The 16,741-nt window shown below is 60.6% G+C and carries 16 protein-coding genes; 9 read left to right on the top strand and 7 right to left on the bottom strand.

Annotated features, from left to right (window positions below):
• Window positions 1-102: 102 nt before the first annotated feature.
• The gene (locus ACIOU6_RS18020) at window positions 103-375 is read right to left on the bottom strand and encodes a hypothetical protein (protein ID WP_221734423.1); all 273 of its coding nucleotides are present in this window, start codon (window positions 373-375) and stop codon (window positions 103-105) included.
• A 49-nt stretch (window positions 376-424) separates the two neighbouring features.
• Complete coding sequence (locus ACIOU6_RS18025) at window positions 425-652, bottom strand: DUF6555 family protein (RefSeq protein ID WP_221734424.1); 228 nt, start codon at window positions 650-652, stop codon at window positions 425-427.
• 136 nt (window positions 653-788) lie between these two features.
• On the opposite strand from ACIOU6_RS18025, the gene ACIOU6_RS18030 reads away from it, so the two are divergent.
• From ACIOU6_RS18030 to ACIOU6_RS18040, 3 genes are all read left to right on the top strand, one after another.
• A complete protein-coding gene (locus tag ACIOU6_RS18030) occupies window positions 789-1,565 on the top strand; it encodes a helix-turn-helix domain-containing protein (protein WP_221734425.1) in 777 nt (258 codons plus the stop codon).
• A 214-nt stretch (window positions 1,566-1,779) separates the two neighbouring features.
• On the top strand, window positions 1,780-1,953 hold the full coding sequence (locus ACIOU6_RS18035) for a DUF1427 family protein (protein ID WP_095138741.1): 174 nt from the start codon (window positions 1,780-1,782) through the stop codon (window positions 1,951-1,953).
• A gap of 31 nt (window positions 1,954-1,984) precedes the next feature.
• Window positions 1,985-2,941 (top strand): zinc-binding alcohol dehydrogenase family protein, encoded by a 957-nt coding sequence (locus ACIOU6_RS18040; protein WP_221734367.1) that lies wholly within the window; start codon window positions 1,985-1,987, stop codon window positions 2,939-2,941.
• A gap of 126 nt (window positions 2,942-3,067) precedes the next feature.
• On the opposite strand, the gene ACIOU6_RS18045 is transcribed toward ACIOU6_RS18040, so the two are convergent.
• Together ACIOU6_RS18045 and ACIOU6_RS18050 are read right to left on the bottom strand one after the other, a co-directional pair.
• Complete coding sequence (locus tag ACIOU6_RS18045; RefSeq protein ID WP_401138445.1) at window positions 3,068-4,090, bottom strand: purine-nucleoside phosphorylase; 1,023 nt, start codon at window positions 4,088-4,090, stop codon at window positions 3,068-3,070.
• 15 nt (window positions 4,091-4,105) lie between these two features.
• Entirely contained in the window at window positions 4,106-5,065 is a 960-nt protein-coding gene (locus tag ACIOU6_RS18050) for a nucleoside-specific channel-forming protein Tsx (RefSeq protein ID WP_401138448.1), read from the bottom strand.
• 295 nt (window positions 5,066-5,360) lie between these two features.
• On the opposite strand from ACIOU6_RS18050, the gene selD reads away from it, so the two are divergent.
• Window positions 5,361-6,395 carry a selenide, water dikinase SelD gene (gene selD, locus ACIOU6_RS18055; RefSeq protein WP_401138451.1) on the top strand — a complete coding sequence of 345 codons (1,035 nt, stop codon included), beginning with the start codon at window positions 5,361-5,363 and terminating at the stop codon, window positions 6,393-6,395.
• Window positions 6,395-7,498, top strand: coding sequence for a tRNA 2-selenouridine(34) synthase MnmH (mnmH, locus tag ACIOU6_RS18060; RefSeq protein WP_401138454.1), 1,104 nt, complete (start codon window positions 6,395-6,397; stop codon window positions 7,496-7,498). Before selD ends, mnmH begins: the two co-directional genes overlap by 1 nt.
• 111 nt (window positions 7,499-7,609) lie before the next feature.
• Here mnmH and ACIOU6_RS18065 read toward each other — a convergent pair whose 3' ends face one another.
• Entirely contained in the window at window positions 7,610-8,284 is a 675-nt protein-coding gene (locus ACIOU6_RS18065; RefSeq protein WP_401138457.1) for a histidine phosphatase family protein, read from the bottom strand.
• Window positions 8,285-8,510: 226 nt separating this feature from the next.
• Between ACIOU6_RS18065 and ACIOU6_RS18070 the strand changes: the two genes are divergently transcribed.
• The 3 genes from ACIOU6_RS18070 (at window position 8,511) to hemB (ending at window position 11,184) form a co-directional block, all read left to right on the top strand.
• A complete protein-coding gene (locus ACIOU6_RS18070) occupies window positions 8,511-9,209 on the top strand; it encodes a glutathione binding-like protein (protein WP_401138460.1) in 699 nt (232 codons plus the stop codon).
• Window positions 9,210-9,218: 9 nt separating this feature from the next.
• The gene (locus ACIOU6_RS18075; RefSeq protein WP_401138463.1) at window positions 9,219-10,061 is read left to right on the top strand and encodes a PhzF family phenazine biosynthesis protein; all 843 of its coding nucleotides are present in this window, start codon (window positions 9,219-9,221) and stop codon (window positions 10,059-10,061) included.
• A 148-nt stretch (window positions 10,062-10,209) separates the two neighbouring features.
• Window positions 10,210-11,184, top strand: coding sequence for a porphobilinogen synthase (gene hemB / locus ACIOU6_RS18080; protein WP_221734359.1), 975 nt, complete (start codon window positions 10,210-10,212; stop codon window positions 11,182-11,184).
• Between the two features lie 288 nt (window positions 11,185-11,472).
• On the opposite strand, the gene ACIOU6_RS18085 is transcribed toward hemB, so the two are convergent.
• Entirely contained in the window at window positions 11,473-13,008 is a 1,536-nt protein-coding gene (locus ACIOU6_RS18085) for an FAD-dependent oxidoreductase (protein ID WP_401138467.1), read from the bottom strand.
• A 127-nt stretch (window positions 13,009-13,135) separates the two neighbouring features.
• Window positions 13,136-15,340, bottom strand: coding sequence for a TonB-dependent receptor (locus ACIOU6_RS18090; RefSeq protein WP_401138470.1), 2,205 nt, complete (start codon window positions 15,338-15,340; stop codon window positions 13,136-13,138).
• A gap of 190 nt (window positions 15,341-15,530) precedes the next feature.
• Between ACIOU6_RS18090 and ACIOU6_RS18095 the strand changes: the two genes are divergently transcribed.
• Window positions 15,531-16,622 carry a DUF1615 domain-containing protein gene (locus ACIOU6_RS18095; RefSeq protein WP_401138473.1) on the top strand — a complete coding sequence of 364 codons (1,092 nt, stop codon included), beginning with the start codon at window positions 15,531-15,533 and terminating at the stop codon, window positions 16,620-16,622.
• Window positions 16,623-16,741: the final 119 nt, after the last annotated feature.

Genomic DNA, 16,741 nt, shown 5'->3' on the forward strand with positions numbered 1-16,741 from the left:
AGGACTTTCACCTCCAAGTCGTTCGGCTCACCACCACAGTGAGCTGAACAGCGCCAGTCACGGCGCTACGCGCCATGCCTGGCGCACCACAAAAAGTGGAGCCTAATCAGGCTCCACTTGCAGTTTCAGGCTGTCGTCATCCAGCCGTTCGGTATGCCGCACTGTGCCTTGCAATCGTCGGCCTTCAACCCTGACCACCACGGTTTTCGCTTGGTCAAGGCTGTCGGGGAGCGGCGCTGACACCCGCAGGGCGAAGCTGAACGGGTCGTCTTCGACAGCTTCCAGCCCCACCTGACAATCGACACTTTTGGTGATACGACCGAACAGTGTGTCCAGGCCGTAATCCAGATGCGCCGGACTGCTGATGGTGCTCATGGTGCTCATGGTGCATTCCCCCCGATTTTTTCCAATCGCCAGGCAAAGCCTAGCTCGCCGGTCGCCACATGACGTTTTCCACGCCGAATTTTTCCGCCATAGGTTTGCTGGTCTTCTGCACCTTTTCGCGGCCGAAGCGCGGAATTCGACCCACTCCCGCGTCGCAGCTCGCCCAGTGCCACGCCTCGGCGTTGTCCATTTTGTCCGAGCGGATAATGAACGACTTGGGCGTGCCGTGAAGGGTGTAATCGATGACAAACAGTTTTGCGTTGTTCATAAAGCCCGTAATCCTCCCTGTGGTAATAGAAGGATCGCGGCGCGAGCGGAAAATTCACTCGGATTGTCGGACGGTATCTATCCATGGCGACGCGGTGGCGCACTGGTTACCATGACGCCTTCGCCAACCCCAATGAATGCTCGCCATGGCCCTCGCCGCGCCCCCCGATCTCAGTGACACCGATGTACCCGTGCAGCCGCTGGCGCGCACGTATCCGCGTGGTTTGTATATCGAGCCGCATGAGCATGTCTGGGGGCAGTTGTTGTATGCGATGAGCGGGGTGATGTGGGTTGAAACCCCGCACGAGGCGCTGGTGGTGCCGCCGCAACGGGCGGTGTGGTTGCCGCCCGGGGTGCCGCACGGGATTCGGGTGGTGTCGGATTTGCAGATGCGCAATATCTACTGGCGTCCGGCGCTCGCGGCGACGCTGGATGAGACGGTGCAGGTGATCGAGGTCGGCGGGTTGCTGCGTGAGTTGATCGTCGGGCTGGTGGAGCAGGGCGACAGTGGTGAGCCGGCCTACTACGAGGCGATGGTCGGCTTGGCCTTGCTGGAGCTAAAACGCGCCAGGCGTTCGCCGTTGAAGATCCCGTTGCCGGACGATTCCGACCGGCGCTTGATGAATGTGTGTCAGGCGGTGATGGCCGCGCCGTCGCTGGAGATTTCTTTCGAACAGCACGCGGAACACGCCGGGGCCAGCGTGCGTACATTGGCGCGGTTGTTCAAGGACTGCCTGGGCATGGGCTTCGCCGAATGGCGGCGGCAAGTGCAACTGGCGACGGCGGTGGCGCAGTTGATCCAAGGCGTTGCCGTGAGCGTCATCGCCCGTGAGCTGGGCTATTCGCCGAGCAGTTTCAGCGACATGTTCCGCCGGGAGCTGGGTGTTCCCCCCTCACAATTCACGGCAGACTGAACGCAGATCCTGTGGGAGCGGGCTTGCTCGCGAAGGCGGTGTGTCAGGCAATAGAAATATCGACTGGTACGACGCTTTCGCGAGCAAGCCCGCTCCCACCGGGATTGTCGGCGTACTTCAGGCATTTGGCCGATATTCAGAAGTCCTTGGCCGGTACTGACGGCCTCCTTTCCCTAGACTCTGCCCATTCCCTTTACGCGGCGGAGTTTTCTCCATGAACTACCTGATTTCGCTGGGCATCGGCCTTGGTGTCGGCCTGCTCTACGGTGCGCTGGATTTCCGTTCTCCAGCCCCACCGGCCATTGCGCTGGTTGGCTTGCTGGGCATGCTCGCGGGTGAGCAGTTGTGGCCGATGGGCCGGCAACTGGTGGCCGGTTGGTTGTCCTGAGTTCCCTCTTTCTTATTCGGTGGATGTGTCCATGAAAGCACTGCAATTCGATAAAACCGGCGACTTGTCTTCCCTGCGCTACGTTGAAGTGCCGACCCCGGTGTCCGGCGATGATGAAGTATTGGTCGAGATCAAGGCCGCCGGCCTGAACCCCAGCGACGTGAAAAACGTACTCGGGCGTTTTCCCTACACCACGCTGCCACGCATTCCCGGGCGGGATTTTGCCGGGGTTGTAGTCCAAGGCCCGCAGGCGTTGATCGGTCAGGAAGTCTGGGGCACCGGGCGTGAGCTGGGTTTTTTCGCCGATGGCTCCCATGCGCAATTCGTCAAACTCCCGATCAAGGGCGTTGCGCATAAACCGTCGCACCTGAGTTTCGCCCAGGCTGCCAGCCTCGGCGTGCCGTACACCACGGCGTGGGATGCGCTGGAGCGCAGTCTGGTAACCGCCGAAACCCGTTTGCTGGTGATCGGCGGCGGTGCGGTGGCCACGGCGGCGTTGGCGTTGGCCAACGTTCGCGGCGCGCGGTTGTTGGCAGCGGCGCGGCGGCCGGAGCAGGTCAAGGACTTGCAAGCGCAGGGCTACCAGACGCTGCAATTGGATAAACCTGAAGACCTCGGCGCGCAGGTCAACGCGGTGTATGCCGGCGGTGCCGATGTGATCTTTGACACCACTGGTTTCTGGTTGCCGGCCTCCGTTGCGGCACTCGCGCCGTTCGGCCGCATCGCCATCATCGCCGCACCGACCGACGGCCATGTGCAGTTGCCGGCATTGGCGCTGTATCGCAAGGGCGGTTCGGTGGTCGGCATCAACTCGTTGCTGTACGGCGTTGAAGCGTGCGCGGCCATGTTGGAACAATTCGGGCGCCTCTTCGATGAAGACTTGCTGCCGTTGCCGCAAGGGCTGGTGGAAGCGCCGCTGGCCGAAGGTCTGGCGCGGTATACCGAGGTCAATCAGGGCAGTGGCGACAAGGTCATCCTGATTCCCTGATACACCACATAGCAAAACGGTGGGAGCGGGCTTGCTCGCGAATACGGTGTGTCAGGCAATAGAAATATCGACTGATACGACGCTTTCGCGAGCAAGCCCGCGCTCACCGTTTTTATCGTGTGAGGTTCAGGATTGCGGGACGCCGTTTTCCCAGGCAGACCAGTGCTTGAGGATGTCTTGCACCAGCGGATTACCGGCGCGGTAGAGGTTTTCGAGTGCCGGGACGAAGCCGCCCTGATCGGCGTATTTGAGCAAGTTGTCCACTTCACTGCCGCCCGGGGCCGGGCGGTCGAAGTCGGAGCCGGCGCGCACCACGGCCAGGCGCTGCACGTCGACCAGACCTTCGCGGCTGGCGCGCAGCAGCGCTTCATAAGTCGAGTTGTCTTCCTGTTGAGTCGTGCAGTATTCGCCCTTGTTGTCGGTCAACAGTTTGGTCCAGACCTCGGCCCGTTCGCTCAGGCGCGTGCCGGAGAACCAGGTGTTGCCTGCCAGTGTGTCGCAGCGAGTGACGACTGGCGGCTGATTGGCCGGGGCGGCGGGGTATTTCAGGCGCCACGCGGCAGATTCCTTGCTCTCGCTCAGTTCCACGTTGTGGCTCAGCGAGAAGGCTTTGGCCTGCAACGTCGGGTTGAGTTCGAACACTTCGGTCTTGTAGTCCAGCGGCGGTTTTTCGTTCGGGCCCTGGGTGTTGATGCCCAGATAACCGTTCGGCCAGCTCGACGGTGCGTCGCGTGAATCCAGCTCCCACTGCGTGCCGAACTCCACCAGATAATGCGCCCACGCGGCGGTGCCGAGGGTGCCGTGTTTGGGGCTGATCCCGGCAATGCCGGCGATCAGGAAGTAGCTTTTGCGCAGGTCGAATTTCGGCGACAAGGCCAGTGCCAGGGTCGACGCGGCGGCGTTGGTCTGACCCATGCCGGTGGTCAACAGGCACACCTGCTGCGTGTTGCAGCGGATGGTCGGGTATTCGGCGGACAGGCCCGGCACGCGGATTTGCTGCTTGAGCTCCAAGCGATCAATCCAGTTCTGTGCCTCGGGGGCGAACATGGTGATCAGGACAACCTTGGGCTGGATCGGCGCTTCGACAGCCCACGCCGTGGAAGAGAGCAGGGCGGCTGCGGCCAGTGAAACTCGCATCATTGCTTGCATGAACATCTCCTGAATTCAGAACTGATAACCGATGCCGGCGTAGTAACCCCAGCCGTTGGAACGGGCGCGGAAATTACCGTCGCCGAAGTTCAACTCACTGCCGTCCTCCCAGTTGCCCCCGTTGTGGAAATAACGCCCCACCAGCGTGAAGCGCAAATGCGTGAACGAGTACAACAAGACATTGGTCGCCACCGTGGCGTTGGCGGTGCGTGCCGGATTGTCCTTGTGCATGTCGGAGCCGAAATCGAAGTTGGTAAAGCCGATATAGGTCAGCGAGGCGCCGTTGCTGTAACTGTCGATGGGGATGATGTACTTGAGTTGGGCGCGGTAGCCGTCCCAGGAATACTCATTGCTCGCACCGTAGTTTTCCCACTGGTAACGCCCATACAGGTTGGCCGACAGATTGACCCGCGAATGGGTGTCGATGTCGGTGCCGAAGCCGCTGTAGAGGGTATTGGCGCGGTTCTCTTTGCGACTGCCGTGGTCGTATATCCAGTCGAACGCTACGTACCATTCCTTGAACGGGCCGATGGCCAGGCTACGGCCGGCGAGGTAGTCGATGGAGATGCGCGGCTCATGCTCCATGAACACCGGCGAACCGTGGTCCCACACGCCTTTGTCATGGCTGTTGCCGATGTTGAAAATCTTCGGCACGTCGATGTAGCCGTACAGCTCGAACGGGCCTTTGCGCCCGAAATATTCGTATTCCAGGTAGATATCGTCGGCCGGTTGCGGGCCGAAGCTGATGTCTTTACTGCCGATCAGGGTCAGGTCCTGGTTGTACCAATCCGACAGGTACGCCCCTTTTTTCGACGGGCTGGCTTCGGGGCTGAGGGTTTCGCCCTGGGCGGACTCTTCGGTTGGCGTCGATTGCGCCAGAGCACTTTGGCTGAGAAGTCCGGTAACGCCGGCCAGTAGCAAGGAAACAGCAAACGTGCGCGCAAATGGGGCGCGAAGAAGGGATGCGCTGTGCATTCAAAGTCCTTTTTTACGGATCAAGGCCCGGGTCTGCGGGCCTGTAGGGTTTTGTGACGAAAATGCCGGGATTGACGGCTCGCAAACGTTTGCATAAGCCGTACCAATTCTTTCTTGAACGTTGAAAATCCCCAGTGGGAGCGCGCTTGCTCTGCCTGCAGACTGGCTCCCGCAGGCGAACGCATTTCAAATGTGGGAGCGGGCGTGCTTGCGAAGGGCTCCTGCGATTCACCGCACAAATCCGCCACCCCGCGCTCTGCTAGAATCCGCCCCATTCCCTGCCAGAGACTTCCCCATGAGCGAGCCGATTCGTTTGACCCAATACAGCCATGGCGCCGGTTGCGGCTGCAAGATTTCCCCGCAGGTGCTGGAGGTGATCCTCGCCGGCAGCGGCGCGCAGAACCTCGACCCGAAACTGTGGGTCGGCAACGCCTCGCGTGATGACGCGGCGGTGTATGAGATCGATGCCGAGCGCGGCGTGGTGTCGACCACGGACTTTTTCATGCCGATTGTCGATGACCCGTTCGACTTCGGCCGCATTGCCGCCACCAACGCGATCAGCGACATCTATGCGATGGGCGGTGATCCGCTGATGGCGATTGCGATCCTCGGCTGGCCGGTCAATGTGCTGGCGCCGGAAGTGGCGCGGGAAGTGATTCGTGGCGGGCGTGCGGTGTGCGACGAGGCGGGGATTACGCTGGCGGGCGGGCATTCGATCGATGCGCCGGAGCCAATCTTCGGTCTGGCGGTCACCGGTCTTGTCGAAAAGCGCCACATGAAACGCAATGACACCGCCACGGCCGGTTGCCTGCTGTACCTGACCAAACCGCTGGGCATCGGCATCCTCACCACCGCTGAAAAAAAGGGCAAGTTGCGCGCCGCCGATGTCGGTGTGGCCCGCGACTGGATGTGTACCCTGAACAAACCCGGCAGCCGTTTCGGCAAACTCGCCGGTGTCACCGCGATGACCGACGTCACGGGTTTCGGCCTGCTCGGGCATCTGGTGGAAATGGCTGATGGCAGCCAGCTCACGGCGCGCATCGCCTATGACCGTGTGCCACGCCTGGACAGCATCGAGTATTACCTCGATCAGGGCTGTGTGCCCGGCGGCACGTTGCGCAACTTCGACAGCTATTCGAGCAAGGTCGGCCGCGTGCAGGAACTGCACAAGCGTGTGCTGTGCGATCCGCAAACCAGCGGGGGCCTGCTGATTGCCGTAACGCCTGAAGGCAATGACGAGTTCCTCGCCGTCGCCGCCGAACTGGGCCTGAACCTTGCGCCAATCGGCGAACTGGTTGAGCGACAGACCACCGCAGTCGAGGTGATTTGATGCTCCGAGACTGCACGGATTACCGCGACATTTTCCTCAACGACCGACCGCTGATGGACGCCCGCGCGCCGATTGAATTTGCCCACGGCGCGTTTCCCGGTGTGGTCAATCTGCCGCTGATGAACGACATCGAGCGGCAGAGAATCGGCACCTGCTACAAACAGCAGGGTCAGCAAGCGGCCATCGAATTGGGCCATCAACTGGTGTCCGGTGCGGTGAAGGCCGAGCGCATTCAGGCCTGGGCCGACTTCGCCCGGGCCCATCCTGATGGTTATCTCTATTGTTTTCGGGGTGGCTTGCGTTCGCAGATCACCCAGCAGTGGTTGCGTGACGAGGCCGGTATCGACTATCCACGCGTCGGTGGTGGCTACAAAGCGATGCGCAGTTTTCTGATCGACACCCTTGAGCAAGCCATCGCGCAATGTGATTTCGTCTTGCTGGGCGGCATGACCGGCACGGGTAAAACCGAAGTGCTGGTGCAGTTGCGCAATGGGCTGGACCTGGAAGGACACGCCAACCATCGCGGCTCCAGTTTTGGTAAACGTGCCACCGGGCAGCCGTCGAATATCGATTTTGAAAACCGTCTGTCAATCGACATCCTCAAGAAGCGCGAGGCGGGCATCGAGCAGTTTGTGCTGGAGGACGAAAGCCGGGTGGTCGGCAGTTGTGCGTTGCCGCTGCCGATTTATCAGGGCATGCAGCAGTACCCGATGGTCTGGCTGGAAGACAGTTTTGAGGATCGTGTCGAGCGGATTCTGCGTGACTATGTGGTGGACCTGTCGGCGGAATTTTCGGCGGTGCATGGCGAAGATGGATTCGTGCTGTTCTCGGAGCGGCTGCTGGAAAGCCTGAATAACGTGCAGAAGCGTTTGGGTGGCGAACGTCATCAACGGATGTTGATGTCGATGGAAGAAGCGCTGGCCGAGCAGGGGCGTAGCGGTGCGGTTGATCTGCATCGCGGCTGGATCGAGGGGCTGCTGCGTGAGTATTACGACCCGATGTATGTGTTTCAGCGGGAGAAGAAGGGCGGGCGGATCGAGTTTGCCGGGGAGCGGGGGGCGGTTCTTGAGTATCTTCGTGAGCGGGTGAGTCAGAAAAATTGATGTTGGAATGGCCACTTCGCGAGCAAGCCCGCACACATGGGTTTTGTGAACGGCACTGCCCCCCTGTGTGCGGGCTTGCTCGCGAAAGCGCCGGATCAGGCGACATCGCAATCAGGTGGGACAGGTTTGCTTGCCATGATCCAGCCCTTGCTTGTAGCTGTGGCTTTGCAAACTGGCCTTGCCGTTGTGCCAGGTCAGTGTCAGCACGTACAGCGAATCGAAATCACTGGAGGCCCAATCATCGGTGATGGTCTGTTTCTCACCCACCGCTTTGCCGGCCACCTTGTTGATCAGCTCCGGCAGATAGCCATGGGACCAGGCGGTGTAGATCGTCGAGTTGTGATACTTGTCTTCGAGCAGTTCGCGGGCCAAGTCGCTGGTGTCATTGGCCGAAAACTCGATATTCACGGGCAGGCCGAGTTTGATCGCAGCGGGGCTGATGGTCATCAGTGGACGAATGTAGCTGTAGGAGTTGTCCAGCTCACCTTCCTCGACATTGCGCGTCGGATTGGCGGCGAACACATAATTGGCCTTGCCGAACTTTTCCGGCAGCAGCGTCGATAGATCGATGGCGCGATTGAGGCCTTGGCAGTTGAGTTGACCGAGACCGCCCTCGGGTTTTTCCGCGTGGCGCAAAAACACCAGCGTCTGGGTACCGTCGACCGGTTGTGCGCGGCTCTCACTGGACTCAAGTGACAGAAACAATGCACTGACTGCCAGCAGCGAGGGCAGGGCCACATAAGCGCGTTGTTTGAAGCGTTTGGCGAAACTCAGCAGGTTCGTCATGAAATAAAAGGTTCTTCAGCATATTCGGTTAAGGCTGACAAACCTCTGCACCTCGGGCTCCCAGCACCGGGTGTTTTCCATGTCGTGAACGGCGTCCTTTGCAATAAAGGCATAGCTCAGAGTCCCCTGAGGCCGGTTTGGTTCGATCCTGGCTTTTGCACGTTAGCCGCAGGATGTGACGATTCGTGCATTATGATCGGGTCTCTTTTGTGACTGGATGCTTCCCATGACCGATCTGTCCGCGTTCCCGATCACCCAGAAATGGCCGGCGCATTACCCCGACTGGATTCAGCTCTATTCCTTGCCTACCCCCAACGGCGTCAAAGTCTCGATCATGCTTGAAGAGATCGGCCTGCCGTACGAGCCGCACCGCGTCGGTTTCGACAGCAACGATCAGTTGTCCGCCGAGTTCCTGTCGCTGAACCCGAACAACAAGATCCCGGCGATCCTCGATCCCCACGGCCCGCAGGACCAACCGCTGCCGCTGTTCGAGTCCGGCGCGATCCTGATTTATCTGGCTGACAAGAGCGGTCAGCTCCTGGCCCAGGAAGGCGCACTGCGCTATGAAACCATCCAGTGGCTGATGTTCCAGATGGGCGGCATTGGCCCGATGTTTGGCCAGCTCGGTTTCTTCAATAAATTCGCCGGCAAGGATTACGAGGACAAACGTCCGCGTGATCGCTACGTGGATGAAAGCAAACGCTTGCTCAATGTGCTCGACAAGCGCCTGGAAGGCCGCAACTGGATCATGGGCGAGCGCTACACCATCGCTGATATCGCCACGTTCCCGTGGGTGCGTAATTTGATTGGTTTCTACGAGGCGGGTGATTTGGTTGGTATTCAGAATTTCCCGAATGTCACCCGTGTGCTGGAGCGATTTGTGGCGCGGCCGGCGGTGGTGCGTGGCTTGAGCATTCCTCAATAAGGACGGTGTATGCGTTCATTCGATTTCAAGCAAGTCGATGTTTTCAGCCAGATAGCGCTTAAAGGCAATCCGCTGGCGGTGGTTTTTGGCGCCGACGCTCTGAGCGATCAGTGCATGGCCGCATTTGCCTCCTGGACCAATTTGAGTGAAACCACCTTCATTCTTGAACCGCAAGATCCGCGCGCCGATTATCGGGTGCGGATCTTCACGACCCTGAGCGAATTGCCGTTTGCCGGTCATCCGACACTCGGCACCTGCCATGCCTGGCTGGAAGCAGGTGGGGTGCCCAAAGGCAATGACATCATTCAGGAGTGCGGCGTCGGGCTGGTACGGATACGCCGCGAGGGCGCAGAACTCGCGTTTCTCGCCCCGCCATTGCTAAGGTCGGGACCGGTCGAGGCCGAAGTCATGACGCGGGTGCAGCGGGGGCTGGGACTTAGCGGCGACGCCATTGTCCGCGCGCAATGGGTGGACAACGGCGCTGGGTGGTTGGCGGTGATGCTCAAGGACCGGCAGCAGGTGCTGACTCTGCAACCGGACCATTCACAGATGCTGGGATTGGCCGTTGGCGTCATAGCACCGTGGAATCCTGAGCGTGACGGCGATGAGGCCCAGTTCGAGGTCCGTGCGTTTATTTCCGGTGATGGGATGCCGGAGGACCCGGCCACCGGCAGCTTGAATGCCGGGATTGCCCAATGGTTACTGGGCGAGGGCATGGCGCCAGACGCTTATACGGTCAGTCAGGGCTTGAGCATGGGCCGGGCAGGGCGGATTCGGATCAGCCGACTTGGCGATGAAATCTGGGTCGGCGGGTCTGTGGTGACGTGCATTGCAGGACAGCTGACGCTCTGACCGCAAAATGCATCGGGGGGGAAGCCAGCGATTATTGCGTACGCGGTAATGCACTCTTGATTGATCCAGGTTTGTACCGCGCCCCCCGCAAGGCATAAGCTTCGCCCCCTACGACTTTCGTCTCATCTGCAGGTTTCAGGAAAGCCCCATGTCCAGTCAGTTCCCCGAAGCACGTCCCCGCCGTCTGCGCCGCAATGCGAGCCTGCGCAGTCTGTTCCAGGAAACCGAGTTCAGCCTGAACGATCTGGTGCTGCCGATTTTCGTCGAGGAAGAAATCGACGACTTCGTGCCGATCAAGAGCATGCCGGGGGTGATGCGTATCCCCGAACGCAAACTGGCCGGCGAGATCGAGCGTTATGCCCGCGCCGGCATCAAGTCGGTGATGACCTTCGGCGTGTCCCATCATCTGGATGGCAACGGCAGCGACACCTGGCGCGAAAACGGTCTGGTCTCGCGCATGTCGCGCATCGCCAAGGATGCTGTGCCGGAAATGATCGTGATGTCCGACACCTGCTTCTGCGAGTACACCGATCACGGCCACTGCGGCGTGATGCACAACCATGAAGTGGATAACGACCAGACCCTGGTCAACCTCGGCAAACAAGCCGTGGCGGCGGCCCGTGCCGGCGCTGATGTGATTGCGCCGTCGGCGGCGATGGACGGTCAGGTGCGGGCGATTCGTCAGGCTCTCGACGCGGCCGGTTTCACTCAGATTCCGATCATGGCCTATTCGACCAAATTCGCTTCGGCGCTTTACGGCCCGTTCCGCGAGGCCGGTGGCAGCGCGCTCAAGGGCGACCGCAAAAGCTATCAAATGAACCCGATGAACCGCCGCGAAGCCCTGCGCGAATCGCTGCTGGACGAGCAGGAAGGCGCCGATGCGCTGATGGTCAAACCGGCCGGTGCGTATCTGGACATCATCCGCGACATCCGTGAAGCCTCGAACCTGCCGCTGTCGGCGTATCAGGTCAGCGGTGAGTACGCGATGATCAAGTTCGGCGCTCAGGCGGGCGCGATTGATGAAGATCGCGTGGTGCGCGAAAGCCTCGGCGCGATCAAACGTGCCGGTGCGGATCTGATCTTCACTTACTTTGCGATGGACCTGGCCCTGGCCGGCATCTGACAAACACCATAAATCCAAACTGTGGGAGCGGGCTGGCTCGCGAAAGCGGTGTGTCAGGCGACAGCTCTGTGTCTGACATACCCTCTTCGCGAGCAAGCCCGCTCCCACAGTTAGATCCGCGTTCCTACCAGGTTTCATATTCAGGCTTCGGCACAGGATCGGCCTGCCTCGATAAAACGGACGCAACGCAAAAAAACGGTGGGAGCGGGCTTGCTCGCGAAAGCGCTGTGTCAGGCGACAGCTCTGTGTCTGACATACCCTCTTCGCGAGCAAGCCCGCACATTGATGTCAGGCGCAGGCGAAAAATGGCCTGATCCCCTGGTCGTGGAAATAGCGTTCGATCACTTTCGGATCGGCGCTGTTATCGGCAATCGCCACGTAGGTGTCCGGGCGCAGCAGATAGAAGCCGTTACGCGCCAAACCCGCCGTTTCAAACGCCGGGCGCCAGTCGAGCACATGCAGCGGCAGATGATGTGCGTGACACCAGGCAATCATTTCGTCGCTGGTGTCACCGTACACATGCACCTGCCAGCACGGCTGCTTGAGCGGCTCGTAATTATCCCCTTCACCGTCATGCGCCCACGGCAAGCGATCGCCGCCGTGGACGTGGCCGGCCGTGCCCTGGCTGAGCGGCATGCCGCGATAGTTGAGGGTGACTTGCGAGACGGTGCGAAAGAGGAACTCGCGGCTCGTTTCGAATGAGGCGAGTTTCGGGATCAGAAACGGTGCCAGCCGCGTGCGCAGCAGGTCGGCCATGCGCCCTTCGGCGGTGACGAAACTGAAGACTTTGTCGGTGGTCGATACTAACCGCCGGGCGAAGGCGATGCGCTCCGTTTCGTAAGTATCGAGCAGCTTGGCCTCGGCAGCGCCGCTGAGCACGGCGGCGAGTTTCCACGCCAGATTGATTGCGTCACCAATGCCGGTGTTCATGCCCTGACCGCCCGCCGGGCTGTGGACGTGCGCGGCATCGCCGAGCACAAACGCGCGGCCACTGCGAAAGTGCTCCGCCACGCGGTGATGCACGCGGTAGGTGGAGAACCAGTGGACATCTTCGATTTGGACTTTCAAATGTTCGATGGCGCGGCGGCTGACGTCGGAAAACGCCAGGGTTTCGGCGCGCTGCGCACGTTCGTCGCGCACCGTCCCGATCAACCGCGCCCGCCCTTCGCCCGCCAACGGGAAGACCGCGAGAAAATCTGCTTCATCCAGATCCAGGTGCAGTTCGCCATTCATGGCCGGGCCGCTGGCCTTGACGTCCGCCACGTAGAAAATCTGCTGATAGGTGCCGCCGGGAAAACCGCTGTCGAGGGTTTTTCGCACGATCGAACGGGCGCCATCTGCACCGGCCAGGTAACAGGCCTGGCAAATCTCCTGCTCGCCATCGGGAAGGCGTAAATGCGCGGTGAGGCCGTCGCCGGTTTCCTCGAAGCGCTCAAGTTCGGTATTGCGCTCGACCACGACGCCATAGTCTTCGAGACGCTCGATCAACAGCCGTTCGTGTTCGTCCTGCGGGAATATTTCGACGAAGGCGTAGGGTGTCAGGCCTTCGCCGATGCGGTTCAGTGGCAGTTGCGCGACCGGTTTGCCGTTGACCCAGAAGTTCGCCGCTGCCACCCGATGGCCGTTGCGCACGATGGTGTCGGCCAGGTCCAGTTGCCGGTATAGCTCCAGGGTTCGCGCCTGTACCGCCAGCGCCCGGGAGGTGGTGCCCGGGGCTGAAGTCTTGTCGATGATGCGCACGCGCACGCCCAGTTTGCTCAGCCACAGGGCCAGCACCAGGCCGGTGGGGCCGGCGCCAATGATCAGTACGTCGCTGCGGTTCATGGGCCTGTCCTCCGTTTGCTGTGGAGCAAGTATGGATCAGAAGAAGAGGATGGCCAGATGATCAGCCAGACGGGAAAAAGCCCCGCAACCGTGAAGTTGCGAGGCCTTTTTCGGGCTACGATGTTGCTTAGAAGTCGATAGTGCCCGACAACTTCGCCACTCGCGGTTCACCTTGCGTCAGATAACCGCCCTGAGCTGATGCCCAGTATTTCTTGTTCGCCAGATTCTCCACGCCCAAACGCAGGGTCACGTCTTTCTCCGACACCTTGAAGGCGTAACGCGCGCCGGCGTCGAAGCGGTTCCAGGTCGGCAGGCTGAGGTTGTTCGCCGCGTCGGCGTATTGGCCGCCGGTGCGCAGCATCCGCGCATTCAGCGCAACGCCTTGCAGGCCGGGTACATCCCAGTCCACGCCCGCGTTGAACTGGAAGGTCGGCACGCCGATGGCACGGTTGCCGTCGTTGGCGCCGTTGAGGGTGTTCTTCAGTTCGGTGTCCATCAGGGTCAGGCCGGTGATCAGGCGCAGGCCGTTGATCGGCTCGCCGAACACGTTCATTTCCACGCCTTTGTTGATCTGCTCGCCTTCACGCACGTATGTGCAGGTGCTGGCGCTGTCGATTTCACAATAGCCGTCGCTAGGCTGCTCGATGCGGTACACACCCAGGCTCGCGCCGTAGGTGCCCATGTCAACTTTGACCCCGGCCTCGGTCTGCTTGGAACGGGCCGGTGCATAGACTTCGTTGCCGTTGGTCACGCGAAAGCCGCCGGAGCTGGTCGGCGAGGTCGGGCCCTGGGCGAGGCCTTCGATGTGGTTGGCGTAGAGCGACACATGCTCCCACGGCTTGAACACGATGCCGTACACCGGCGTGGTGATCGATTCGTCGTAGCTCGACGAGCGCGGGCCGCTGCCATAGCTGGCGTAACCGTAACCTTGCACGACCAGTTGCTGACGACGCAGGCCAGCGGTGATCAACAGGCGATCATCGAAGAAACCGAGGGTGTCGGAAATCGCGAGGCTGCGGTTGAAGGTCTTGCCGACGATGCCCGGGTCGTTCACATCGCCACCGGAAAAGTTGCCGACCGGCGACGGGGTTTGCACCGGGTGATAGATGTTGTTGCTGTAGCGGGTCAGGTCGAAATCATAGGCGCTGCGCTGCTCGGCCCAGATCCCGGTCAGGCCGAAATTGAGCTTGTGGCTCACCGGGCCGGTGTTGAATTTGCCATTAAGGCCGGCCATGACGCTGGTGTTGTCTTCATCGTGAGGGATGAACGAGCCGGTGGTGAACGAGGCGCCATTGTTACCGACCAGCGTGGTCGAGTTGTAGCGCCCGACTTCACGGGTGTGCTTGGCGCCGCCGGCCGCGTAGGCGGTCCAGTTGTCATTGAGTTCGTACTCGGCGCGGAGCATGCCGAACGTATCTTCGATGTCGGTATAGCCCCACTTCGGCGCGTAGTTGGTGTCGGCCGATGGCGCATCCGGAATGTGTGTGGCAGTGCCTAGGTTGACCGAGTTGCGGCCACCGTTGACGCGCTCTTTCTGGTAAGCGAAATCACCGGAAACCCGCAGGGCATCGCCACGGTAGTCCAGGCCAATGGCGAACAGTTTAGAGCGCTGGTTCTCGTGATCAATAGCGGTATCGCCTTCGCGCTGGGACAGGTTGACCCGCGCGCCGAAGCGGTTGTCTTCACCGAAACGCTGGCCGATGTCGACGTGATGACCGATGCGGCCTTCGCTGTTGATATCGCTGGTATAGCGGCGCAGCGGTATGTCACCGGCGCGTTTGGGTTGCAGGTTGACGCCACCGCCGATGCCCGAGCCGGTCGGGGTTACGCCATTGATAAAGGCGTTAGGGCCCTTGAACACTTCCACGCGCTCCAGAGCGTCGGTGGAAATGATCTGCCGTGGCAGCACGCCGTACAGGCCGTTATAGGAAATATCGTCACCGTTGAGCGGCAATCCACGGATCATGAAAACCTGCGCCTGGTTGCCGTAGCCCGAGGCTTGGCGCACGGAGGAATCGTTGAGCAGCACATCGGCGACGTTTTCAGCCTGCTGATCCTGGATCAGTTGCTCGGTGTAGGACGCGGCGCTGAACGGTACGTCCATCATGTCCTGATTGCCCAACACGCCCAATTGGCCGCCGCGAGCGACCTGACCACCGGCGTAGGCTGGGGGCAGGGCATCTGGCGCTGGGGCCTGAGCGTTGATGTTGACGTTGTCGAGCACCAGTTGTTTGTTATCGCCTTCGGCGGCGTGAGCGGTGACAGTCAGGGAGCACAGCAGGGCGAGAAGCGTCGGACGAAAGGGAGCAGCGAGTCGAGCTGAAGCGGGCATGTTTCGTACCTGGAGGCGCACGGCCAATGAGAAAAATAAGGGCGGCGCGGAACTCCTTGCGCAAATGCGACTCCAGGTGCAAATGATAGGTTTTCTCAGTAACGCATTGCAATCAGTTTGTCATCACCTTGAGCTACCGAAGGGATTGTGTATGGTTAACCCGCCTCAACGGACTGGATGATGGAGCCGCATGCACACCCCTCGATTACTGATCACCCTCGCAGCCCTGCTCGTACTCGGCGGTTGCGCCAGTCAGCGCAGCGGCGAGCCCGCCCCGCGTCCTCCCGCCGAAGTGAAGGCCGAGATCGTGCGGCTGATGCCGGCCAAAATCGCCGATCGCCAAGGCTGGGCCACCGATATCTACGCCGCGTTCGCCGCGCAGAAGATCAGCCCGACCACGCAGCATCTGTGCTCGGTGTTGGCCGTTGCCGAACAGGAGTCAACCTTTCAGGCTGACCCCACAGTGCCGGGCCTGGGCAAAATCGCCCGCGACGAAATCGACCGTCGTGCCGGCAAAATTCATATCCCCGGTTTGTTGGTCAGCGGCGCCCTGCAAGTGCGTTCTCCCAATGGCAAAAGCTACAGCGAGCGCTTGAATGCGGCGCGTAGCGAGAAAGAGTTGAGCGCAATTTTCGACGACTTCATCGGCATGGTGCCAATGGGCGGCACGTTGTTTGGCGGCTTCAACCCTGTGCACACCGGCGGGCCGATGCAGGTCAGCATCGAATTCGCCGAGCAGCATGCCAAGGATTATCCGTACCCTGTGGACGGCACGATCCGCCATGAAGTGTTCAGTCGTCGCGGGGGTATGTATTTCGGTATCGCCCATTTGCTCGGCTACCCCGTCAGTTATCGCGAACCGCTGTACCGCTTCGCCGACTTCAACGCCGGTTGGTACGCCAGCCGCAATGCCGCGTTTCAGAACGCCGTCAGCCGTGCTTCGGGCATCCCCTTGGCACTGGATGGCGACCTGATTCGCTATGACTCGATCATGCCCGGCAGCACCGAACTGGCCGTGCGCACCCTCGGCAAGTCCCTGGGCATGCGCAATCCGACGATTCGCGATCAATTGGAAAAGGGCAAAACCCTGGAATTTGAAGAGACCAGGCTTTATCAGCGAGTATTCGAGTTGGCCGAGAAAACCGAAGGTAAAACACTGCCGCGTGCTGTATTGCCGGGGATCGTGCTGCAGAGCCCGAAAATCACCCGCAAACTGACCACCGCGTGGTTCGCCAAGCGGGTGGATGAGCGCTACAAGCGCTGTATGGCGAAGGCTGGCTGATTGTTGCAGACATAAAAAACCCGGCTGATGGGAGCCGGGTTTTTCTGGTTTGTTGCGATGACGCCATTCATTCAAGCGTTGCGCAGTTCGTTCAGGCGATCAGCACCACCTTCAGCGAC

Source organism: Pseudomonas sp. NPDC087615, from assembly GCF_044743445.1.
Classification (GTDB): Bacteria; Pseudomonadota; Gammaproteobacteria; order Pseudomonadales; family Pseudomonadaceae; genus Aquipseudomonas; species Aquipseudomonas baetica_A.